The organism is Duganella sp. Root1480D1 (assembly GCF_001427305.1).
Lineage (GTDB): Bacteria > Pseudomonadota > Gammaproteobacteria > Burkholderiales > Burkholderiaceae_D > Rugamonas.
Genome location: NZ_LMFZ01000005.1, coordinates 57494 through 80884 on the forward strand (window position 1 = coordinate 57494; position 23391 = coordinate 80884).

Below are 23391 nucleotides of genomic sequence, written 5' to 3' on the forward strand. Positions count from 1 at the left end.
GCGCGTTTGGCCTTGCATATAATTGACCATCATGGCCTCTACCCAGCAACTTGAAACCCTGATCGACCTGGCGCAGCGGGAAACCGACGATGCCGCCAAACGCCTTGGCGCGGCCCTGAAGGCCGCAACGGAGGCGGAAGAGAAGCTGAACATGTTGATTGGCTACCGCGACGAGTACGGCCGCCGCTTCGACGCTTCGCAGCAGCAAGGCATCACGCCCATGGCCTATCGCAACTTCCAGGCTTTCATGGAAAAGCTGGACACCGCCATCCAGGGCCAGCAGGAAGTGGTGCGCCACAGCAAGGCGCGCGGCGATAAAGAGAAGCAATTGTGGCAAGACGCTGAACGCAAGCGCATGTCGTATTCCACCTTGCGCGACCGGGCCGAAGCCCAGGAGCTCAAGAAGGAAGCCAAGCGCGACCAGAAGGCCATGGACGAACACGCCTCCCGCCAGGCATTTTTCAAACGCTAGACCGATTCGATCATGCAAACCCAGACTGTACAGAACTCCCCTCTTCTCTCCGGCAATACGGCTGGCAGCCGCTCGTCCAATGCCGCGCAGGAGGACAATCAGTTCGCACAGGCCCTGAACAACCAGATCGAGCGCCAGTCCAAGGCCCTGCCACCGTCGCTGCAGCCGCAAGCCAATGCCGCGCCGCGCCGCGCCGAGGCGCCGAAACCGGCACCGCAGCAAAATGCCCAGGCCAACCAGCAGCCAAAGCCCGCCTCCAACGCAGCGGCCCCAGCCAGCAAGCCGGCCGCGCAAGCGCAGGCCCCGGCCAAGGCCCCGCAAAGCAACCAGGCCAACAATGCCGCGGCGCCGGCCGACGCGCCGTCCGCGCCCGCCGAAGGTGCGGCTGCCGCCGCTGCCGCTGGCGCCAGCGCATCGAGCACTGCCGACCCAAGCGCCGAACAATCCGACACTGAGCAGGCCGCCAACGAGGCCGTGGCAGACATGCTCGCCATGATCCAGGGGCTCGCCCAACCGGCCGCCGCCGACGCCGCCAGTGCGGCTGCGGCAACCGCCGCAGCCGCGGCTTCCGGCAAGGACGGCCGCGCCACCGATGCCGAGCTGACGGGCGACGCAGTCCTGTCCGGCAAAGGCGGCAGGACTGGCATTGCCGAGCGCCTGCCAGCTGAAGGCATGCCCGTCGACCAGGAAGCGCTGCTGGCAGCAAAGGCCGCCGCAGAAGGTGCCGGCAAGGCGCAGGACCCTGCCCTGGCAGACGCCCTGGCGAAAGCGCGCCACGGCGCCGTTGCCGATGCCGGCGACGCCAGCACATCCTCCGCGGCCGGCAGCGACAAGGCAGCCGCCCAGCCGCGCACCGATTTCCAGGCCGCCCTGCAGCAAGCCAGTGCCGACGCCAGCAAAGCCGCCGACGCCGCTGCGCTGGACGCCAGGCACGCCATTCAGCCGCAAGCCGGCGCCTTGCAGGCAGCGGCTACCGCCCTTGCGCCAGCCGGCGCAGCGAACGCACAAGCCGCCCAGGCCTTGGCCAGCAACCAGCTGCACGCCCGCGTCGGCAGCCAGGGCTGGGACCAGCAGCTGGGCCAGAAAGTGGTATGGATGGTCAACGGCGGCGAACAGAGCGCCACCCTGACCCTGAACCCGCCCGACCTCGGCCCGCTGCAAGTGGTGCTGAGCGTGTCCAATGACCAGGCCAGCATTGCCTTCACGGCGGCCCAGCCGGAAGTGCGTGAAGCGCTCGAGCAAGCACTGCCGAAGCTGCGCGAAACCATGGGCGAAGCCGGCATCACGCTGGGCGACACCAGCGTTTCCTCCGGCAGCCAGGACCAGCAGAAAGCGTTTGCCGAGATGGAAGCGGCAGCAGCGGCCGGCCGTGGCCGCGGCGTCGCCAATGGCCAGAATGACAATAGCGAGCATAGCCCGCAAGCCGCCCCGCAAGTGCGCCGCAGCGTGCTCAGCGCAGTCGATACTTTCGCCTAAGGCAGAGATAGCCCTGCTTCCTGCCTCTTTTCGGCGCATCGCTCCCCGAAAGCTTTCGCGATAATGACATAATGGCGTCATGATCCAACTCTTGCATCCAAGGCAGCAGAATTGAAAGCGAATCCAAAAATGAAGGCTGATGCTAAGGCAGAAGCAGCACCGCCGGCAGGTGGCGGTAAGAAAAAGCTGATCATTATCCTGGCAGCCGTGCTGGTGCTCGCCCTGGCCGGCGGTGCTGGCGCCTGGTTCTTGCTGAAGAGCGATAGCGGCGACGAGCACTCGGAAGAAGCCAAGCCGAACAAGAAAGCCAAGAAGCCTGCCAAGAAAGCCGGTCCGCCAGTCTACATTCCAGTGGACCAGTTCACGGTCAACCTGCAGCCGGAAAACGGCGACCAGTACCTGCAACTGGCGATCACCCTGCAGGCCGCCAGCCTGGAAGAGTCGGAAGTCATCAAGACCAATATGCCGAAAGTGCGCAGCCGCATACTGCTGCTGCTCTCGAGCAAGCACGCCTCCGAGATCAACACGCCGGAAGGCAAGCAGCAACTGAGCAAGGACATCATGGAAGCGGTCAACCTGCCGTTTGAAAACGGCGGCGAGCCGCAGGAAGTCTCCGAAGTCTTGTTTACCGCGTTCATCATCCAGTAAGGCCCGGGTGAAGCATGGCTGATAATTTTCTCTCCCAGGAAGAAGTCGATGCCCTCCTGAAGGGCGTCAACGGCGACCAGGACGACGTCGCTGCGCCCGAGGAGACATCGGGCGTCCGGACCTACAACCTGGCGACGCAGGAACGCATCGTCCGGGGCCGTATGCCGACCCTGGAAATTATCAACGAGCGTTTTGCACGCCTGTTGCGCGTCGGCCTGTTCAACTTCCTGCGCCGCAGCGCGGAAGTGTCGGTCGGTTCGGTGCGCGTGTCCAAGTATTCCGAGTTCATCCGCAACCTGGTGGTGCCGACCAACCTCAACCTGGTGCACATGAAGCCGCTGCGCGGCACGGCCCTGATGGTGTTCGACCCGGGCCTGGTGTTCCTGCTGGTCGACAACCTGTTCGGCGGCGACGGCCGCTTCCACACCCGCGTGGAAGGCCGCGACTTTACCCAGACCGAGCAGCGCATCATCCTGCGCATCCTCGATATCGTGTTCGAGGCCTATACCAAGTCGTGGGAGCCGGTGTACCCGGTGGAGTTCGAGTACATCCGTTCCGAAATGAATACGCAGTTTGCCAACATCGCCACGCCGAACGAGGTGGTGGTGGCGTCGACCTTCACCATCGAACTCGGTTCGGTGTCGGGCCAGATCCACTTCTGCATGCCCTACTCGATGATCGAGCCGATCCGCGACGCGCTGACCTCCTCGCTGCAGGGCGAAGCGCTGGAAGTGGACAAGCGCTGGATCCGCCTGATGACGCAGCAGATCCAGATCGCCGAAGTGGAACTGGTGGCCAAGCTGGGCACCGCCAAGGTCAGCTTCGACGAGATCCTGAACATGAAAGTCGGTGACGTGATCCCGCTGTCCATCCCGGAAACCATCGAAGCGACCGTGGATGGCGTGCCTGTGCTCGACTGCACCTACGGGGTGTTGAATGGGCAATACGCATTGAAGGTGGAGAAACTGCTGGCAAACGCGGATAATATGAAATAAAGCTAGGTAAGCTAGGAGAGAAACATGGCGGATAATCAAGACGACGATACAAGCATGGATGACGATTGGGGCGCCGCGATTGCCGAGCAGGCCGCCGCCGAGGCTGCTGCTATGCAGAACCAGGCCGCCACTGCCGCCGTGTTCAAGGACTTTTCCAAGCAGCCCAACAAGACCGAAACCCATAACGATATCGACTTCATCCTCGATATCCCGGTCCAGCTCACCGTGGAATTGGGCCGCACCAAGATCGCCATCAAGAACCTGCTGCAACTGGCGCAGGGCTCGGTGGTGGAACTGGACGGCCTGGCCGGCGAACCGATGGACGTGCTGGTCAACGGCTGCCTGATCGCCCAGGGCGAGGTGGTGGTGGTGAACGACAAGTTCGGTATCCGCCTGACGGATATCATCACGCCTTCCGAACGCATCCGAAAACTGAATAAATGACGCACAGCATCGCTGCCTTCCGCCTGCTGCGGCCGCTGACCATCGCGGCCGCCCTCTGCCTCGCCGGCGCTCCCGCACTGGCGCAGCAAGCTCCCGCCCCCGACACCATTGCCACCAGCGGCGCGCAAGCCGTGCCGGGCAACGCCGCCAGTCCGGCCGCGCCGGCCGCTACCGCTCCGGCCGCGACGCCCGAGCAGCAAGCCGCCCTGGCCGGCGCCCGTCCCGCCAATCCCCAGGCGCCGAACAATGTGCTGGCCGCGCAAGCGCCCTCCGCTGCCGGCTCGCTGGTGCAGACCATCCTCTCGCTGGGCTTCGTCATCGCCCTGCTGGTCGGTCTGGCCTGGCTGCTGAAGCGCTTCGGCCCGAAACACATCACCGGCGGCACCAAGGTCAAGCTGGTCGGCGCGCTGAGCGTGGGCGCGCGCGAGCGCATCCTGGTGGTGGAAGTTGGCGAGCAATGGATCGTGGTCGGCGCTTCGCCTGGCCGCATGAATGCCCTGGCCACCATGCCGCGCCAGGAAAGCGACGACAGCGAACTGGCCGGCGCGCAAGCCGTGCCGGGCGCCAATTTCGCCGAATGGTTCAAACAGACGATCGACAAGCGCAATGGCAAATAAACGCGCACTGTGCCTTGCTGCCGGCGCCGCGCTTGTCCTGCCGCTGATTGCGGCCGCCGAACCGACCATCCCTGCCTTTACCAGCACGCCAGCCGCCGGCGGCGGCACCAATTACGGCCTGACGCTGCAAACGCTGATCCTGATGACGGCGCTGACCTTCATCCCGGCAGCGCTGCTGATGATGACCGGCTTCACCCGCATCGTGATCGTGCTGTCGCTGCTGCGCCAGGCGCTGGGCACGCAGTCGGCGCCACCCAACCAGGTCATCATCGGCCTGTCGCTGTTCCTGACCTTCTTCGTCATGAGCCCGGTGTTCGACAAGATCTACACCGACGCCTGGGTACCGCTGCAGGACAACAAGATCACCATGCAGCAAGCGATGGAGCGCTCGGCCGCGCCGCTGAAAGCCTTCATGCTGAAGCAGACCCGCCAGTCCGACCTGGCCCTGTTCGTCAAGATTTCGCGCAGCCAGGAACTGCAAGGCCCGGAAGACGTGCCGCTGAAGATACTGGTGCCGGCCTTCATCACCTCCGAACTGAAGACCGCCTTCCAGATCGGCTTTGCCATCTTCATCCCCTTCCTCATCATCGACATGGTGGTGGCGTCGGTACTGATGTCGATGGGTATGATGATGATGTCGCCTGCCGTGATTTCGCTGCCGTTCAAGCTGATGCTGTTCGTGCTGGTCGATGGCTGGCAACTGCTGCTGGGCTCACTGTCCCAGAGCTTCTACTAGGGAGGCTGCGATGACTCCGGAAACAGTCATGACCATGGGCCGCCAGGCCATGGAAGTCACGCTGATGGTGGCCGCACCGCTGCTGCTGGTGGCGCTGGTGATCGGCCTGGTGGTCTCGATTTTCCAGGCCGCCACCCAGATCAACGAAGCGACTCTGTCCTTCATCCCGAAGCTGGTCGGCGTGTTTGTCACCATGGTGGTGGCCGGGCCGTGGATGATTTCCGTGATGGTCGATTACATGCGGCAGGTGCTGACCGGCATTCCATCGCTGGTCTCGTGACCGATGCTGGTCGTCACTGCCGCTGAACTCAATACCTGGATCGCCGCCCTGCTGTGGCCGGCGGCCCGCATCCTGGCGCTGATCGCGGCCTCCCCTATCTTCGGCAATGCCCGCATCCCGCAAAACGTCAAGCTCGCGCTTGGCGTCATGATCGCCCTGGTGGTGGCGCCGGCGGTGCCTGCCATGCCGGCGCTCGACCCGGCCGGCTGGGCCGGGCTGTTGGTGCTGGGACGTGAAATCGTGATTGGCGCCGGCATGGGCTTCGCGATGCGGCTGGTCTTCGGCGCAGTCGAAATGGCGGGTGAGATTTCCAGCCTGACCATGGGCCTGGGTTTCGCCAGCTTCTTCGACCCGATGTCGCAAGGCCGCTCGTCGGCGGTGTCGCAATTCCTGGTGTGGATCGTAACGCTGGCAGCGCTGGCGGTGAACGCCCATCTGGTGCTGATCGAAGCGCTGGCGGAAAGCTTCTACACGCTGCCGGTGGCAGCCATCTCCTTCCATAACGACGGCTTCTGGGACCTCGCGCTGTGGGGCTCGAAGATTTTCACGGCAGGCCTGCAGTTGTCGCTGCCGATAGTCGCCGCGCTGCTGATCACCAACGTTGCGCTGGGCATCCTGACGCGGGCCGCGCCGCAACTGAACCTGTTCGGCATCGGCTTCCCGATCACGCTAGGCGTGGGTTTCCTGACGATGACCATGGCCCTGCCCTACATGAACATGCCGCTGCAGGTGCTGGTCAACGAGGGCGTGGAAAAAGCGCGGCAATTGCCGCGCGAGTGGGATAGCAGGAAAGAAGTCGGGGTCAGGTCTGGCAATCGGACACGGCCTCAGCCGTAGGCGCGCCTACGGCTGAGGCCGTGTCCGATTGCCAGACCTGACCCCGAATTTTCAGATCAAATTGAACAGCGATAAGCCCGTCAGCGCCTTGTAGGATTTCTGTGCAGCTTCCAGCGTGGTTTGCTGCTGCGTGAAGCGGGAAATGGCTTCCACCGGATCCAGGTCGACCAGATCGGACAACTGATTCGCATATTGCAGGTTCAGGTCATCGCCCGCGCTGTCGAGGTGATCCAGTTCGCTCAGGCGGGCGCCGACCGAGGCGCGCACCGATAGCACATTGTCCAGCGAATTGGTGATGTTCTGGTTGGCCAGGTTCAGCGCATTGGTCAACGCGGCGCCCGCCTGCGGCGAGCCGGCCGGGCCGCGCAATGCGGCGATCAGGCTGGTCATGGTCTCGAACACCGACTGGTTCTTGCTCGGGTCGACATTGAAAACGTCGCCGTTGGCCGGGGCGCCGGTGACTTCCATCTGGATGCCATCGAAAGCGATCGGCTGGCCTGCCACATAAGGAATGTTCGAGGCTACCGCAGTGCCGGCAGTTACGTCGTTGACGGTGTAGGTGGTCGCAGCCGGCGTACCGCTGACGGTGAAGTTCAGCGTGTAATTGTGGCCGGTGACTGCCGAAGGCGTCTTCACCACGCCTGGCGAAATGATGCCGGTACCGCCGCGCGTGTAATTGTTCGGATCGACGCTGGTCTGGAAAGTGCCGTTGCCGGTGATATTGCTTTCAAAGATGGCCGAGCCGGTCTCGCTGGTGGCGAGCTTGCGCGACGACGCCACCTGCAGTTCGCGCTGGCCCTGGTCGCCATTGTAGGTGGCGCCGGTGGCGGAACGGGTGAACGGCTGGATGTCGCTCTTGTAGCCGGAGAACAGGTAGGCGCCGGCGCCGTCGGTGGCATTGGCCTGGCCCAGCAAGTCTTCCAGGCGGCCGTCGAGCTCCTTGGCCAGCGCTTCGCGGTCGGCAAGCGTAAAGCCAGGGTTGCCGGCAGCGACGATCTTGCTCTTCACTTCCTGCAGCAGGTCGTCAGTGCTTGCCAGCGTATTGTCGACCAGCGACAGCGAAGACTTGGCATTGCTGCGGTTGGTCACGTACTGGGTGTTCATCTCTTTCGACTGCGACACTTCCAGCGCGCGCGCCGAAGCGACCGGGTCGTCCGACGGGGTCACCACGCGGCGCATGGTCGACAGCTGCAACTGCGTCTTCTGCAGTTGCGCCTGCAGCGTGTTCAGCTGGCTGACGCCGTTGTCGTAAATCGTCTTGGTGGCGATGCGCATGACCATGGTGCTATTCCTTCAAAAATCTTACCTGCCCAGCGACAGCAGGGTATCAAACAGTTCGCTGGCCACCTGGATCACCTTGCCGGAGGCCTGGTAAGCCTGCTGGTAGCGCAACAGGTTGGACGCTTCTTCGTCGAGGTTCACGCCCGACACCGAATCGCGCGCGGCCTGCGCCTGCTGCACGGTGGTGTCGGCCGCCGCGCCGGCGATCTGCACTTCGCGCGTCTTGTTGCCGACGAAGTTGACCATCTGCGCGTAGCTGGCCTGGAAGGTGGCGTGGCCGTCGTCCAGGATGTTCTTGCTTTGCAGGCCCGCCAGCAGCACGCCATTGCGCGCGTCGCCGACGCCGCTGCCCGGCGAAATGGTGAACTTGTCATTGTTGGCCAGGTTGCCGGAGATGTCGAACTCGATGCCCTGGAAAGTCATCTTGGCGCCGGAGGTGTAAGGCACCGGCGTGCCGGCCGGATAGGTCGTGGTGGTGCCATTGACCGTCACGTCCACAGCCGTCGGGAAGCCGGACAGCTGGTTGGTCGCGCTGTTGTAGGTCAGTGTGACCGGCGCGGCAAGCTGATTGCCCGGCAACAGGTAATTCGGGTTGACAGCACCGGCGCTGATCTTGCCGGTGCCGGTATTGGTGGTCGGCACCGACGTGCTGATCGGGGCGCCCAAGGCAATCTTGTTGCGATCCTTCAGCTCGACGCCGAAATCCTGCGCCGCGTTATAGGTCGGGCGCACCAGGAAGTGGTCGGGGCCGCCGGCTGCGCCGGTGACCGAGAAAGCCACGCCATCGATCACTTGCGGCTGGGTCTGCGGGTACGGCGCGATGGTCGTGGTCGCACCATCGCTGGCGCGCGTCACGATGAAATTGGTGCCGTTGTAATTGATGTCGTAATCGGAAGTGGTCAGCTTGGCGGCATCGACCACCACCGCATCGATTTTCACCGTACTCGATGGCGAGTTGCGAGTGTCGTAACCGACGTAGGCGTGGATGTCCTTGAAGAAATTGCCGCCCAGGTTGCCATCCAGGTCGACGCCCAGCTTGTGCTGGTCGTTGAAGGCATCGGCCAGGCCGGCTGCAATCTTGCCGAGGTTGGCATTTGCCACGTCCAGGCCGCTGTTGCGGAAGTCGATCAGGCCGCCCAGCTGGCCGCCGGTCAGCACGCTGTCCGGCAGTTGCGAAAAGGTGCCGCCCTGGGTACGGTAGCCGACCACGATGCGTTCCGGGTCAAAGGTCGAAGGGGCCGTCGCCAGTTCCTGGCTGCGGTTGCCGATCACCAGCGGCTGGCCGGTGCCGAACGAGACGTTCAGCATATTATTCTCGGCCGGCCTCACGGTAACCTGGATCTGCTTGTTCATCTCGGCGATCAGGGCATCGCGCTGGTCCATCAGGTCGTTTGGCAGGGCCGAAGGATCGACCGACAGGCCGGCAATCGTGTTGTTCATCTCGGCGATGCGGCGTGCAAAGGAATTAATTTCGGTGACGCTGGCGGTCACGCCGGTATTCACGCCCTCGTTCAATTCCTTCATGCGGCTGGACAGGCCGTTGAAGCGCGACGCCAGCGACTCGGCCGCCGACAGCATGGCCTGGCGCGCCGCGGTCGATTGCGGGTTCGAATTGGCATTCTGCACGCCGCTGAAGAAGCTCTGCAGTGCCGGGCCGAGGCCGACCGTGGTATCGGCCAGCAAGTTGTCGATCTGACTGACCTGGTTGAAATAGGTGTCGAGCTGGGACTGGTTGGTCTGAGCACCCAGCAGTTGCCGGTTCAGGAAGTCGTCATAAACGCGCTTGATCTGCGCCACTTCGGTGCCTGTGCCAAGGAAGCCTTCGCCGGTCTGGATCGGCTGGGTGGTGCTCTGCACCGTTACCTGACGGTTATAGCCGACCACATTGGCGTTGGTAATGTTGTGCCCAGTGGTGGCCAGGCCCGTCTGGGCAGCCAACAAACCACTTTTACCGATGCTGAGTAAGGACATTTTGATAATTACCTTCGCTAGATATTCAGTTTACGGCACATCCGGACAAAACTTGATGTTCGTCAGGCAAGAGTGCGCTTGATAATGCCGGCCAGCTTGGTGGCATAGTTGGGATCGGTGGCGTATCCGGCGCGCTGCAGGCCCCGGGCGAAGCCGGCGGCATCGGTGCTGCCAGCCGCAGCCAGCGCTTTTTCATAGCGCGGGTTGCTGCTCAGCAGGCGGGCGTAATCCTTGAAGCTGTCGGCATAGCTGTCGTAGGCGCGGAATTTCTCGACGCGGGTCTGCGGCTGGCCGTTGATATATTCGGTAGTAGCCGTTTCGACAACACGGCCCTTCCAGTCCGGGCCGGCCTTGATGCCGAACAGGTTATGGCTGTTGCTGCCGTCGCGGCCCTTGATCTCGCGGCGGCCCCAGCCGGTTTCCAGTGCTGCCTGGCCGAGCATGAACTTGGCCGGGATGCCGGTGGCGCGGCTGGCTTCTTCGGCATGGCCGGATAGCTTGTCCTGGAAGCTGCGCACATGGGCTGGCTTGTCGGATGCCGCCACCGGGCTGCTGCCGGACCTGGCCACGGCCGCAGCACCGCCGCTGGCTTCGATCGAACGCTGCAGCTTGGCTTGCTCCATCAGCGCACGCGTCATGGCCGCATCGGTCGGCACGCCATCCTGCGGCGGCAAGGTCTTCGATAGCTGGCGCACCAGCACGTCGGCCAGGCCCAGGCCTTTTTTGGCGATATCCTGGCTGGTCTGCTGGTCGAGCATGGTGGTGAACATCTTGGTTTGCTGGTTGTCCATCAAACCGTCTTGCGGCGTGGCATCACGCATGCTCTTCATCATCATGTTGACGAACATGGCTTCGAACTGGGTGGCCGCGGTTTTCAGCGCTTCCGGCGAACCGGCCCGCGCCGACTGGCGCAACTCGGACATGCCCTTGGTATCGATGGCAAGGTTGGCGCTCAGGTCGGAGGAAACGGTACGCGGGATCATGGCTGCATCCTCAAATGATTTCCAGCTCGGCGCGCAGCGAACCGGCTGCCTTCATCGCCTGCAGGATGGCCAGCAAGTCTTGCGGCGAAGCGCCGATGGCGTTGAGGGCTTTCACCACCTCGGCCAGCGAGGCGCCGCCCTTCAGCATGATGACTTTGCCGGAGTCTTTCTTGATGTCGACACTGCCCTGCTGGCTTACCACGGTCTGGCCGCCGCTGAGTGGGTTCGGCTGGCTGACCTGGGTGTCGGCACTCACCGATACTGACAGGTTGCCGTGCGAAATGGCGCACGTCTCAAGCGTCACTTCCTGGTTCATCACCACCGAGCCGGTGCGGGCGTTCATGATGACTTTGGCAGCCTGGCGCGCCGGGCGCACGTCCATGTTTTCCAGCTCGCCGATGAAGGCCACCCGTGCATCGCTCGACGATGGTGCGGTAACGCGGATGGTGCGGCCATCCTGCGCATAGGCCACGCCGGCGCCGTATTTGTCATTGATGGCATGCACCACGCGGCTGGCGGTGGCAAAGTCGGTATTGTTCAGTTCAAGGCGGATCTGGTTGCCATCGCCCAGCGCGGTCGGGACCGCGCGTTCCACCGTGGCGCCGCCGGAAATGCGGCCGACCGACAGGTGGTTGACGACGACGGCAGCGCCGCCGCCCGGCGCTTGCGCGCCAACGCCACCAACCAGCACATTGCCTTGCGCCATGCCGTACACCTGGCCGTCGGCGCCTTTCAGCGGCGTCATCAGCAGCGTGCCGCCGCGCAGCGATTTGGCGTTACCCATCGAGGAAACGGTGACGTCGATCTGCTGCCCCGGCTGCGCGAATGCCGGCAGGTTGGTGGTGACCATCACGGCCGCCACGTTCTTCAGTTGCAGCGTGGTGCCAGGCGGCAGCGCCACGCCCATCTGCTGCAGCATGGAAGCCACCGATTGCACGGTGAACGGGGTTTGCGTGGTCTGGTCACCGGAGCCGTCGAGGCCGACCACCAGGCCATACCCCATCAACTGGTTCTGCCGCACGCCGGCCACGCTGGCCAGGTCCTTCAGGCGTTCAGCCTGCACGGCTGGCGCCAGCAGCAAGGCTGCGCAGAGGGTGAGGAGCTTGAAATTCTTCATGATCAGAAGGGCAGCAGGCTGAGGAAGAAGCGCGACAACATCGACTGCACCTCGGCGCCATCGATATTGCTCTTGGTGCGGTATTCGACGCGGGCGTCGGCGATGGCGGTCGAGGCCACCGAGTTGCCGTTGATCGAATCCGGGTTCACCATGCCGGAAATGCGGATATATTCGGTTGCCTTGTTCATGCCGACCTGCTTTTCGCCGGCGATGACCAGGTTGCCGTTCGACAGCACTTCGACCACGGTGGCGCCAATGGTGCCGCGGAAGCTGTTGCTGAGCGACTGGCTGTCGGCATCGGCAAACTTGTTGTCGGCGCTGGTGGCAACGTTGGCACCAAGGCGGTTCTGCAGCACGCCCGGAACGCCGAAGTTGACGCTGCCCGACTTGCTGCCGGCGCTGGCGCCATTCTTGACGGCAGAGGTGCTCTCCGTGATGACGACGTTGATCACATCGCCCACATGACGCGCACGGCGGTCTTCAAAGGCCGGACGGTAGGTGCTGGCCTGGTAGATCGCGCCATTGTTCTGCGCTACCGGAGGATATGGCGGCGGCAGCGGGCGCGCGCTGGTCGGGCCGTTGACGATCGAGGTGGGCGCGCCGGCGCAGGCAGACAGCAGCGCGGCGGCGATGATGGTAGCGGCAAGGCGGATACGCATGGCGGGCTCGTTCGATTACAGTTGTGTCAGGCGCTGCAGCATCTGGTCGGAAGTGGTAATCGCTTTCGAATTGATTTCGTAAGCGCGCTGGGTCTGGATCATGTTCACCATTTCCTCGACCACGTTGACGTTCGAGGTTTCCACATAGCCCTGCAGGATCACGCCCGTGCCGTTGGTGCCCGGCTGGTTGAGGGTGGCCGCGCCGGAGGAACCGGTTTCCACGTACAGGTTCTCGCCCTTCGACTCCAGGCCGGTCGGGTTGATGAAGGTCGCCAGCTGGATGGCGCCGATCTGCTGTGGCGCAGCCTGGCCCGGCAGGGTGACCGACACGATGCCGTCGCGCCCGACCGTAATGCTGGTGGCATTGATCGGGATGGTAATGGCCGGCTGCAGCACGAAGCCGCTGGAAGTCACCATCTGGCCATTGTTATCGCGCTGGAAGGAGCCGTCGCGGGTGTAAGCCGTGGTGCCGTCCGGCAGCAGCACCGGGAAGAAGCCATTGCCGTTGACCATCAGGTCCTTGTCGTTGCCGGTCGACTGCGGGTTGCCCTGGGTGTGGATGCGCTCGATGGACACCGGGCGCACGCCAGTGCCGATCTGCATGCCGGATGGTAGCTGGGTCTGCTGCGACGAAGCAGCGCCTGGCTGGCGGATGTTCTGGTACAGCAGGTCCTCGAAGACGGCGCGCGACTTCTTGAAACCATTGGTGCTCACGTTTGCCAGGTTATTGGACACCACGTCCATCTGGGTCTGCTGCGCTTCCATGCCGGTCTTGGCAATCCACAGTGATCGAATCATTTCCCTGCCCCTTAAACGGTAAAACCAAGCGGTTTTTCTATGCAGGCATTATCCCGTGGCAAAGATCAACTCAAAGCGTGGATCTGGCTGGTTTTCCCCCGCCTATTCAAGCGTGTGGCAGGAATTGTTCAGCTCTGCTATTGTTTGCGATTTGATAATTGTTGCTAAAAAGATAGACTATGAGGACCGACCTCCTGTCCCAGGCGTATGCCGCCCTTGCCCAGTTCGCCAGCGAGACCAGGCTGTACGAGCTCACGCTGGAAAAAGATGGTGACTACGGCTCCGGCGGACTGCTGGTCGAAGCCTTCCTGTCCGATGATTGCCTGCAGGAGATCGCCTCCCGCGACGTGATCGCGCTATCGACCAGCGCCACGATTGAGCCCGCCAGCCTGCTGGGCCAGCGCGCCAGCCTGCAGGCCAGCCTGGCCGACGGCAGCCGCACCGCCTTTCACGGCTATATCAGCCACGCGGCGATCCTGGGCAGCGAGGGCGGGTTCGCGCGCTATCGCCTGCGCATGTCTTCCTGGCTGTGGCTGGCGACCCAGGCGCGCAACAGCCGCGTATGGCAGGACAAGAGTGTGGCCGACATCGTGGACGACGTGTTCTCCGGCTTCGCCCCTTACGCCAAATGGCAGTGGAGCGATGACGCGCGTTCCCTGCTCGACTCGCTGCCGGTGCGCAGCTATTGCTGCCAGTACCGCGAATCCGACTACGACTTCGTGCGCCGCCTGCTGACGGAAGAAGGCGTCGCCTGGCGCTTCGAGGATGGCGAAGAAGAGCAAACCCTGGTGCTGTTCGCCGACAGCAGCCAGCAATCGGCCACGCCGGAAGACGCCAGCAGCGCTGCCGGCGGCGGCCTGCGCTACCACGCCGCGCGCGCCGGCGAGCAGTTCGACACCATCCAGTCGCTGCAAACCATGCGCCAGCTGGTGAGCGGCGCGGTGGCTGTCCTCAGTTATGACTACAAGGCCAAAGCCGCCGTCAGCGCCACCGTTCCAACGCGCGTGAACGACCTGGGCAAGAACGCCTTCCAGCCGGAGAGCTACGACTATCCCGGCCAGTACTTCTACGGCGACAGTTCCGAAGCCGAACGCTACGCCACCCTGCACATGCAACTGCACGAAGCGCGCAGCCAGCAATGCCAGGGGCGCTCCACCGTACGCACCCTGCGTGCCGGCACCCGCTTCACGATGACGCAAGGCGCCCTCCTCTCCGGCGACGAAGGCGCGGACTATGTCGCCTTGCGCGTGCTTGGCGTGGGCGTCAACAACCTGCCGATTGCCGCCAAGCGCGGCCTGGAAGAACTGTTCGGCCCCATCCCCGAGCTGCTTGAAACGCTGGCTGCGCAAACGCGCGACCTGCCGGAAGATTTCAGTATCACGGTAGAAAAGGCTTCCGCCAGTGGCTACGCCAACAGCTTTGCCGCGCTGGCAGCAGACGTGCCGTGGCGCCCCGCCCATCATGGCGGCGAAGGCCGGCAGCATGCCAAGCCAACCGCCCTGGGATCGCAAAGCGCCATCGTGGTGGGCGAGAACGGCCAGGACGTGCCGCAGGGCGGGAACGAGATCCACTGCGACCGGCTGGGCCGGGTACGCATCCGCTTCCATTGGCAGGATTCCGCCGATGCGACATGCTGGGTGCGCGTTGCACAGCGCTCGGCCGGCGGCGGCATGGGCAGCCAGTTCCTGCCGCGCATCGGGCAAGAGGTGCTGGTGCAGTTCATCGAGAACGACATCGACCGCCCGATCATCGTCGGCGCGCTGTACAACGGACAGGGTGAAAGCGGCGTCCCGCCAACGCCCGGCGGCACCACAGCGCAGGAGGCATCCGACCATTTCAGCCAGGCCCACGACCACGCCACCTCGGCGCAGGGCAACCTGGTCGGCGGCAATGCCCCGGTATGGCACGGCTCCGGCAGCGGCAGCGGCGCCCACCGCAACGCATCCGCGCTGTGGGGCGTGCGCAGCAAGGAATTTGGCGGCAGCGGCTACAACCAGCTGGTATTCGACGACACCGACAGCCAGGGCCGCGTGCAGCTGCGCACCACCCAGGCCGCCACGGAGCTGAACCTGGGCCACCTGGTCCACAACACCGACAACTACCGCGGCAGCCTGCGCGGCCAGGGCGCTGAGCTGCGTACCGATGCTTACGGCGCAGTGCGCGCCGGCGCCGGCCTGCTGATTACCAGCTACAAGATCACGCACGGCGCATCGCAGCGCGAACCGGCGGGCGACAACACCGCCGGCATCGCCATGCTGAAGCAGGCAGTCAAGCTGGGCGAGACCTTCAGCGATGTCGCCGTGAAGCACGGCACCGTCGGCCTGGCCTCCCACATGGGCGCGCACAAGGCCAACGCCAGCGCACTCGATGAGAAAGAAGCGCCCCTGAAATCGCTGCTGACCGCCGTCTCGGGCATGGTGGGCGACACCAGCCTCGACACGGCACAAGCCGACGCCGGCGAGCGCAAGACCAGTGGCGGCGCAGGCAAATTACCGCACAGCGCCGATCCGATCATCGCCATCACCGCCAAGGACGGCCTGTCAATGAGCGCCGCACGCGACCTGCAAATAGTCGCGGGAGAAACCGCAACTGTGATGAGCGGCGCCGACACCCAACTAGCTACTGGCGGCCAGATGCGCATCCACACTCAGCAAACGATCGGCATGCTTGGTGGTGCGGTCAAGCCGGGCGAGCAGAATGTAGGCGTGCAAGTGATCGCCGCGCGCGATCCGATCGATGTGCAGGCGCAGGCCGGCGCAATGCTGGTGCAGGCGCTCGACGTGATCAACGTGAAAAGCTCCAACGCCCATATCGATTGGGCCGCTGCCAAGAAGATCAGCCTTTCCACCGTTGGCGGTGCAAACATCACCATTGATGGCGGCAACATCACGGTGCAGTGCCCGGGCAAGATCGAGATCAAGGCCGGCAAGAAGTCGTTCGTCGGACCAGTCAAGACTGACTACACGATGCCCGCACTGCCCACCAGCGTTTGCAAACCGTGCTTGCTAGCAGCACTACGCAGTGGCAGCCCATTCATCGCACCAGCAGCGGCATGAGGTAGACCATGTATTTTGCAGTAAATCCAACCTCACCAACATTGCCTGCGCAGATCGCGCAACAGATCGAATCGTTGCAAGTGCAGCACGAAGGCGCACCGTTTCACGTGATGGCGCTTGTGGACGGCGCTTTTGATGAAGAGTTTTTCAAATCCTATCCGCGAAGCCGCTGGCTACGCCATTCGCTTTACGCGAACACTTCATTGCAATCACTCGGGACAGCTGCACCACAGCTGACCACCTTCAATGGTCAGCCTGGTGGGCTCTTGAAGTGGCTGGAGAATCTCTTCTCAGAATGCAGTGGAAAGCCGATGCTCAGCATCATTGCAAGCGCAATCGATGCCGAGTCATTGCAGCAGCATCTCCTGCCGTACCTTATATGCCGTACGGAAGACACTGTCGAATGGCCTGTGCGTTGGGGCGATACCCGCATCTCATCCGGCTTAATGGACTCATTGATTCCAGCGCAACGAGAACACCTGCTAAGCCCACTTTATTGCTGGTGGTCGCCGAGTCGACAGGGAAGTGAATTGAAATGGCGCGGTGCCGGTGCAGCGTTTCCGCTCGCTGCGGAATTCGACAAGTTGCCGATGGATGACGCTACCTTTGCAGCGCTAGTGGACTCGTCTGAGCCAGACTCCATCTTAAGCAACATCTATGACAGCCAACCAGATGTCTTGCGTGCCCACAGTCCCTTTCAGGCGCACGCGACTGTGTCGCGACATCTGAAGGTGGCGTCTGCCCACCGAATTGAAGCTGCAAGAGCAAGGCACCACTTCGGCGTCTTATCGCTAATCCTCAGGGACGAATTCACAAAGCATCCAGCTATGGCTGCGGCACTAAGTCGCGTATTTAGTGGAGCCGAGTACTTTGACGAAATTCGCAGACTGCCATCGAGTTTTTGGGAGTCTGCTGAGGAATACCGCTCTACGTCTTGAACCAACAAACAAAAGGAACGCTCATGAAATTTGTAATCACGCTTTGTGCCGCGCTCTTGGTGGCCTGCTCCACTCCTGCCAAGCATGACGACTCAAAATATGGCGCCAGCGTAGGGATTGTTAATCACACAGGTCGATATATTCATTCAGCGACAGTAAATGGTGCAGGCGGGGCAAATATGGATGCATGGGGAGCTGGTATCGGTGACGTTTGTTGCGTTTCGGTTCCTACGAAATGGTACCCAGGAATGGAAGTCCTTGTACGTTGGAATATGCCTGAGAACGGCAAATATGTTTTCAAGGAGAAAATGGTCACGGTTGAAAAATACGACGAGCCGGGCAGCGTCTACATGCACTTTTTCCCGAATGATCAGGTCCGAGTAGTTGTGTCCCGACATTGGAGCATCAGTGATAAGCATCCCATTCCCGCTCCAGTAAAGCCTGCGTCTTTGTCTAATCAATCACATTAAAATGACTAATGAAATTGCAGGGGCGCCTGCTCGAGCCCCTTATCCGGTATCTGACTTCTTAATGCCGACCGCGCAGCGGCACTCCGACATGGCGGAGAAATTTGCGCGTTCGGACCCTAAGGACGGCCCCTGTTCGATTCCCGTTCACATTGCGCTGTTTTTTGATGGTACCAATAACAACCTATACCGCGATAAAGAAGGGATGCGTGTGGGTGTACCTGGCTCGGATAAAAAGCCAACGCCCGCGAGTAAAAAACCTGTCGCAGCGAATGAAGCAGATCACAGCAATGTAGCCAGACTATTTCTCGCGTTTCCTCGGGACAAATTACGAGAAGGCATGTTCCGTTTTTACATGCCAGGACTAGGCACGCCCTTCCCCGAAATTGGTGAGCTGACCGAAACGCAAGAGGGAAAGGCATTCGGAAAAGGAGGGCAACCTCGCATTGTTTGGGCGTTATTACAAGTCTTGAATACACTATATGCCGTTGCAAATGGTAATACGCCGCTTTACGACGACCAGACGATCGGCAAGTTAGCCATCGAACACAACGAGAAGGTAGGCACAACTGAACGCGACGATTACGGTGGGCGCAATCCCATCACGCACAAGAGTTGGTTCGCGACTCATATCAACACGGTTGCAGCCAAGCTGGTGGCTACACCAAAACCCAAGGTCCCGTCGTTGACATTGTCGGTTTTTGGCTTTTCACGAGGTGCAGCCGAGGCCGCCGCATTCTGCCATATGTTTGACGAGCTCCTTATGAATAATGGGTTTGCAGGCATCCCCGCCAAAATTTGCTTCCTGGGAGTTTTTGACACAGTTGCCTCGATAGGCGGCTCATCATCAGTTGGACGAACGACGTTCATGCCAAGCGTCTTATTTGACGGCCATTGGTCATGGGCAAATCGCCTCTTGAAACCGCTTCCAGGTTGTGTGGAGGCGGGTCGACACTTTATCGCGAGCCAAGAGCTTCGGATGAATTTCCCGGTCACGCGCCTGCACTCGAAAAATGGAAATTTCAAGGAAGTGTATTTCCCGGGAATGCACTCCGACGTCGGCGGTGGTTACGGTCCCGGCGACTTTGGCAAAGGACGTGGTTCGCAAAGCTCGCTTGTTTCACAGATTCCATTGGTTCACATGTTCAAGGAGGCACGAGAGCATGGCGTACCGCTAACACCGTTCAGCGAGCTTGCTCAAGAGATCAAGGATGACTATGCAATTAATGAGGAGTTGGCCTCAGCCTGGAATGCATATACCGCAGAGCTTGGGAATAGCGGTAACGTTTTGAAGAAGCACATGGAGCTTTACTACCGTTGGCGTGCGGCGCGTTTAAAAACATTAGAGCAAACAGAAAGCTTCAAGTCCGCTAACCTACAAGCCCAGCAAGATATGCGCGATGCCAATCGCATGCTTGCTGGCGATTTGGAGGCATTGAGATATAGGAAGACCGCGGAAAAGCGAGGACCAGGTGACTACGCAGGGATCGAACCATACTCATGGCAAGATCAGGGTCGCATCAATGCGTGGCATCTGTCTCGCGCAATCAATCGGCAAGACTTAGACGCATGGGAGGAGTGGGCCCTCAAAATTTTCGATAACCCGGCTCCATTGCCCCCTGATGTCATGCGGTTTTTCGATGACTACATCCACGATTCGTTCGCAGGCTTCTACATGGCAGGCGAGGTAACGGAATACGACAGGCGGGTGAAGATTTCGCAGGTACTCAAGCAAGACAGACGTCGCCTGAAGGGTTTTGATTTGAAGGTGTACGACTTGGCAAAGAAGACTGAGGACGCGGTCAACAAAAAGAAGGCCGGTGAAAATCTATCTGCGGAGGAAAAAGCGTTAGCAGAAGAGGCTGAACACGGAACGCCTTATCCAATCATGACTGATGAAGACACAAAGGATATGCGCAGCGCGGCAATCACCACGCAAACCATGACCCGCCGCGAAGGGGGTGGATATATCATCATGCGTGGCAATTACCCTGAGAGCGGCATTATCCGTAAGAGTATTTATGATACGGAACTGCACAGGGAGCCGCTGACCGGCGTAGAAGTCGGCAAGGCCACCGCACAGGAAGAAAAGTTCGCTTTGGTGTGGAGCGATGATATTCAGGAGGACCTGCTCTTGTTCGCAGCCGATGATGCTCTCCCTCATGTGAGGGTTGAAGAGGCCGAAGTAACTGCGTTAGCGTAACCAGCAACGTCTATATGCTCTTCTATCCGAACGATGATGTGCGCGTGATTTTTCCGCCCTATGACGGCGCAAGTCCGCCACATCCGATTCAACGCCCTGTGAAGCCGACTACACCATGATAAGGTTTTGCTCCGAAGCGAGCTTGCGACTAGCCGTTGTACTCATTGTGGGTTGTTCAAGCCAACCTGCAAAAGACATCTCCAGTTATGGTGCCAGTGTAGGGATCGTAAACCACACTGGAAAATTCATTCACTCCGCATCAGTCAATGGTGGGGCAGGCGGTCACATGGAAGCTTGGGGTGCTGGCGCAGCGAACGTTTGCTGTGTTTCAGTCCCAAGGGTATGGTCTCCCGGAATGAAGTTGCTTGTGCGCTGGGATATGCCTGAAGGAAGTGTGCATGTCTACAAACAGGCCCTCGTCGAGGTGGAGAAGTACGATGAAACTGGTAGTGTCTATATCCACGTGCTTCCGGATGATGTGGTCAGGGTTGTGGTCTCAAACTATGACGGCTGGAGCTCCAAACATCCTATCCCTCCGCCCAAAAAGCCCAACAAACAACTCCCCCCTTCACCATGAACATGATTAACCAACTCGATAGTTCTCGGATGATTGCTTGTAGAGATTTGTTGATCCCGATCGCTATGCTTCTGGTGGCTTGCTTCACTCACTCTAGGGTAAATGGTGCTGGTGGCACAAACATGCCGCATGGGGAGCCGGTATGGCTGAGGTATGCTGTGTGATGGTCCCCAACATTTGGTACCCAGGTATAAAAATTACAGTCGAGTAGGATATGCCTGACGGAACTAAGCACAATTACAAGAGAAGACTGGTCGATGTCGAACAGTACAACGGACCCGGCAGCGTCTATCTACACTTCTTCGCAGATGATCAAGTACGTGTGGTTGTTACTCCATACGGTGTCCCAAGCCCCACGCATCCCGTTCAACGGCCACAAAAACCAACTTCTTTGCTCGGTTATTGACGCCTCATGATTCAGACTACGTCTGCCGTCTGTGCCATCCGCAAAGGTTCGGGGCGCCCCACCCCATAGCCTTGGGCGAAGTCGACTCCCATCGCGCGCAGGCAGGCCAGCACTGCGTCGTCTTCAACGAATTCGGCGATGGTCTGCTTGCCCATCACATGCGCGATCTGGTTGATCGATTCAACCATGGCGCGTTCGGTTGGGTTATGCAGGATGCCTTTGATGAAGCTGCCGTCGATCTTCACGTAATCGACTGGCAGGTGCTTCAGGTAGGCGAAGGAGGACATTCCGGCGCCGAAATCGTCCAGCGCGAAGCGGGCGCCTTGCGCTTGCAGGTCCTGGATCAGGGTCGCAGCCTGCGCCAGGTTAGCCACCGCGACCGTTTCGGTGATTTCGAAGCACACGTTTTCCAGCGCAATGCCGGTCACGCGCTGCTGCTCCAGCACGAACTCCAGCAAGCCTTCGTCGCACACCGAGGCTCCGGACAGGTTGATGGCCCAGCTCGTGCCGGGCGGCTGTTCGGCCAGCGCGGCGAAGGCGTGGAAGATCACCCAGCGGTCCAGCAGCGGCATCAGGTCGTAACGCTCGGCAGCCGGGATAAAGGCCATTGGCGGCACCAGCTCGCCGTCTTCGTCGAGCATGCGCACCAGCACTTCCGCATGCGGGCGCAAACCGGGCCGCAGCGGCGCGATGGTTTGCAGGTGCAGGCAGAAGCGGTCGTTTTCCAGCGCGGCGCGGATGCGCGACACGGCTTCCATTTCCGTTTGCCGCACCGATAGTTCGGCATCGTCGTCGCTGTACAGGTGGATGCGGTTGCGGCCCTTTTCTTTGGCCATGTAGCAGGCTGCATCCGCGGATTTCATCACTTCCTTCAGACTGCTGCTCCGGCTGTCGAGCAGCACGACGCCGATGCTGACGCCAATGCGGTAGCTGCGTACGCCCCAGGCGAAATGCAGGTCGACTACGGCCTTGCGCACTTTTTCCGCGACGCGCAGCGCGTCTTCGTGGCTGCACTGGGTCAGCATGATGCCGAATTCGTCGCCGCCCAGACGGCCGACGATGTCGCGCTCGCGCAGCGTAGCCTGCAGCAGTTGGCTGACTTGCTTGATCAATTCATCGCCGGCTGCGTGGCCGCTGGTGTCGTTAATGATCTTAAAGCGGTCCAGGTCGAGGTAGAGCACCGCATGTTCGCCGCCGCTGCCCTGGCGCAGGGCCGCCAGCAGTTCGCGCAGGCGGCGTTCGAACTCGCGCCGGTTCATAATATCGGTCAGGTCGTCGTGCGTGGCCTGGTAGCTCAGTTGCGCGGCGTGGCGGCGTGCCTCGCTGGCGTCGTGCAGCACAATGACCTGGCCGATGGCTTCCCCGTCAGGCGCGTGGATCGGCGCTTCGGAGCGGTCGACCGGCAGCAGGGTGCCGTCGGCGGCCAGCACATGCAGCGCACCGCCCTCGCCTTCCAGCCGGCACACTTCATCCAGCGGGCGGCCCCGCATCTCGGCGACGGACAGGCCCAGCATCTGTTCGGCATTGCGGTTGCTGTAGCTGACACGCTGTTCGCGATCGGTAGTGATGACGGCATCGGCAATCGAAGCCAGCGTCACCTGCACCAGTTCCTTTTCGGCGAAGGCTTCCGCCTCGCTTTGGCGCAGTTGCTGCAGCAGGCGCTCGCGGCGGGCGAACGAGCGGCGCAGGTAGCTGTTGCCGCTCCAGGCCAGCACGGCGGCGGCCAGCAAGAGCACGGCCAGCAATGCGGTCGATACCTGGCGCGCGGCATCATTGATGGCGGCGGCAAAGCCAATGGCCAGCGGAGTCAGCCGGCTGTCGATTTCCTGGATCTCCAGCAGCACGTCAGGCACACGGCGGGCGGCCGGCGTCATGTCATGCACGCGCTCCCCCAGTTCGCGCAGGCGCAGCAGGTGCTGGTCGCTGTGCTCCCAGTAGGTGATGGCGCGCGCCATCAGGTACAGGTCTTTGAAATTGCGGTATAGCCAGACCATGCCGCGCACGTCTTCTTCGGCATTGCGGCCGCCAAGGAAGCCTTCGCGCACCACGTCCCAGTCCATCTGCTCCTTGTCCATTTCGCGCCGGGCGCGCATGTCGGAGAGCGGCACCGCCAGTTCGGATTGGAATTGGGCGTAATCCTGTTCGTCAGAGGTGACGAGGTAGCGCTGCAGGGAGGCGATCGCGGCTTTCTGGCCTTTGGACCAATGGCTTTCGCCGCCGACGTAGGCGCGCAGCGTCGCTGCGATGGACAGGCTGAAGGCCGCCACCAGGGTGAGCGCAGCCACGGCCAGCACAAACGGCAGGACCACGGTGGCGTAGCGTTCCTCGGGAGGAGCCATAAACTTGCACTGCAGGGATGAAAAATCCCATGATGGAGAATCCCGGCACGGTGTGCAATGGTGTGCACGCCATACGTTGCCATGCAGCAAC

The 23391-nt window shown here is 61.4% G+C and carries 21 protein-coding genes and 1 pseudogene; 15 read left to right on the forward strand and 7 right to left on the reverse strand.

Features of this window, described 5'->3' with window-relative positions; all coding sequences use genetic code 11:
- Positions 1-31 precede the first annotated feature (31 nt).
- From fliJ to fliR, 9 genes are all read left to right on the forward strand, one after another.
- On the forward strand, positions 32-472 hold the full coding sequence (gene fliJ / locus ASD58_RS07120; protein WP_057260607.1) for a flagellar export protein FliJ: 441 nt from the start codon (positions 32-34) through the stop codon (positions 470-472).
- A gap of 12 nt (positions 473-484) precedes the next feature.
- Complete coding sequence (locus tag ASD58_RS07125; RefSeq protein WP_057260405.1) at positions 485-1948, forward strand: flagellar hook-length control protein FliK; 1464 nt, start codon at positions 485-487, stop codon at positions 1946-1948.
- A 129-nt stretch (positions 1949-2077) separates the two neighbouring features.
- Positions 2078-2596, forward strand: a complete 519-nt coding sequence (fliL, locus tag ASD58_RS07130) for a flagellar basal body-associated protein FliL (protein WP_057260406.1) — start codon at positions 2078-2080, stop codon at positions 2594-2596.
- A 14-nt stretch (positions 2597-2610) separates the two neighbouring features.
- Complete coding sequence (gene fliM / locus ASD58_RS07135; RefSeq protein WP_057260407.1) at positions 2611-3591, forward strand: flagellar motor switch protein FliM; 981 nt, start codon at positions 2611-2613, stop codon at positions 3589-3591.
- Positions 3592-3615: 24 nt separating this feature from the next.
- The gene (gene fliN / locus ASD58_RS07140; protein ID WP_055930721.1) at positions 3616-4035 is read left to right on the forward strand and encodes a flagellar motor switch protein FliN; all 420 of its coding nucleotides are present in this window, start codon (positions 3616-3618) and stop codon (positions 4033-4035) included.
- Positions 4032-4652, forward strand: coding sequence for a flagellar biosynthetic protein FliO (gene fliO / locus ASD58_RS07145; protein WP_082565279.1), 621 nt, complete (start codon positions 4032-4034; stop codon positions 4650-4652). Before fliN ends, fliO begins: the two co-directional genes overlap by 4 nt.
- Positions 4642-5388, forward strand: a complete 747-nt coding sequence (fliP, locus tag ASD58_RS07150) for a flagellar type III secretion system pore protein FliP (RefSeq protein WP_057260408.1) — start codon at positions 4642-4644, stop codon at positions 5386-5388. Before fliO ends, fliP begins: the two co-directional genes overlap by 11 nt.
- A 10-nt stretch (positions 5389-5398) precedes the next feature.
- Positions 5399-5668 (forward strand): flagellar biosynthesis protein FliQ, encoded by a 270-nt coding sequence (fliQ, locus tag ASD58_RS07155; protein ID WP_057260409.1) that lies wholly within the window; start codon positions 5399-5401, stop codon positions 5666-5668.
- 3 nt (positions 5669-5671) lie between these two features.
- Entirely contained in the window at positions 5672-6505 is an 834-nt protein-coding gene (gene fliR, locus ASD58_RS07160; protein WP_057260410.1) for a flagellar biosynthetic protein FliR, read from the forward strand.
- 51 nt (positions 6506-6556) lie between these two features.
- Here the strand turns inward: fliR and flgL are convergent, their stop codons facing one another.
- The 6 genes from flgL to flgG all read right to left on the reverse strand — a co-directional run bounded on the left by flgL (position 6557) and on the right by flgG (position 13314).
- The gene (flgL, locus tag ASD58_RS07165; protein WP_307177118.1) at positions 6557-7786 is read right to left on the reverse strand and encodes a flagellar hook-associated protein FlgL; all 1230 of its coding nucleotides are present in this window, start codon (positions 7784-7786) and stop codon (positions 6557-6559) included.
- Between the two features lie 21 nt (positions 7787-7807).
- A complete protein-coding gene (gene flgK, locus ASD58_RS07170) occupies positions 7808-9757 on the reverse strand; it encodes a flagellar hook-associated protein FlgK (RefSeq protein ID WP_082565280.1) in 1950 nt (649 codons plus the stop codon).
- 62 nt (positions 9758-9819) lie between these two features.
- Positions 9820-10740 carry a flagellar assembly peptidoglycan hydrolase FlgJ gene (flgJ, locus tag ASD58_RS07175; RefSeq protein ID WP_057260412.1) on the reverse strand — a complete coding sequence of 307 codons (921 nt, stop codon included), beginning with the start codon at positions 10738-10740 and terminating at the stop codon, positions 9820-9822.
- 10 nt (positions 10741-10750) lie between these two features.
- The gene (locus ASD58_RS07180) at positions 10751-11857 is read right to left on the reverse strand and encodes a flagellar basal body P-ring protein FlgI (RefSeq protein WP_057260413.1); all 1107 of its coding nucleotides are present in this window, start codon (positions 11855-11857) and stop codon (positions 10751-10753) included.
- Positions 11858-11859: 2 nt separating this feature from the next.
- Positions 11860-12516: a flagellar basal body L-ring protein FlgH gene (locus ASD58_RS07185; protein WP_057260414.1), complete on the reverse strand. Its 657-nt coding sequence runs from the start codon at positions 12514-12516 to the stop codon at positions 11860-11862.
- Between the two features lie 15 nt (positions 12517-12531).
- The gene (flgG, locus tag ASD58_RS07190; protein ID WP_057260415.1) at positions 12532-13314 is read right to left on the reverse strand and encodes a flagellar basal-body rod protein FlgG; all 783 of its coding nucleotides are present in this window, start codon (positions 13312-13314) and stop codon (positions 12532-12534) included.
- A 179-nt stretch (positions 13315-13493) separates the two neighbouring features.
- Here flgG and ASD58_RS07195 point away from each other — a divergent pair, with 179 nt between their 5' ends.
- The 6 genes and pseudogenes from ASD58_RS07195 to ASD58_RS32740 form a co-directional block, all read left to right on the forward strand.
- On the forward strand, positions 13494-16370 hold the full coding sequence (locus ASD58_RS07195) for a type VI secretion system Vgr family protein (RefSeq protein ID WP_057260416.1): 2877 nt from the start codon (positions 13494-13496) through the stop codon (positions 16368-16370).
- Between the two features lie 8 nt (positions 16371-16378).
- Complete coding sequence (locus tag ASD58_RS07200; RefSeq protein WP_057260417.1) at positions 16379-17308, forward strand: DUF4123 domain-containing protein; 930 nt, start codon at positions 16379-16381, stop codon at positions 17306-17308.
- A 23-nt stretch (positions 17309-17331) separates the two neighbouring features.
- Complete coding sequence (locus ASD58_RS30435) at positions 17332-17778, forward strand: DUF3304 domain-containing protein (protein ID WP_082565281.1); 447 nt, start codon at positions 17332-17334, stop codon at positions 17776-17778.
- A 1-nt stretch (position 17779) separates the two neighbouring features.
- A complete protein-coding gene (locus ASD58_RS07205; RefSeq protein ID WP_082565282.1) occupies positions 17780-19978 on the forward strand; it encodes a phospholipase effector Tle1 domain-containing protein in 2199 nt (732 codons plus the stop codon).
- Positions 19979-20093: 115 nt separating this feature from the next.
- On the forward strand, positions 20094-20555 hold the full coding sequence (locus tag ASD58_RS32735) for a DUF3304 domain-containing protein (protein ID WP_082565283.1): 462 nt from the start codon (positions 20094-20096) through the stop codon (positions 20553-20555).
- 130 nt (positions 20556-20685) lie between these two features.
- A pseudogene (locus tag ASD58_RS32740) lies at positions 20686-20766 on the forward strand (DUF3304 domain-containing protein); the annotation flags it as partial.
- Between the two features lie 206 nt (positions 20767-20972).
- On the opposite strand, the gene ASD58_RS07210 reads toward ASD58_RS32740, so the two are convergent.
- Positions 20973-23300: an EAL domain-containing protein gene (locus ASD58_RS07210; RefSeq protein ID WP_057260418.1), complete on the reverse strand. Its 2328-nt coding sequence runs from the start codon at positions 23298-23300 to the stop codon at positions 20973-20975.
- Positions 23301-23391: the final 91 nt, after the last annotated feature.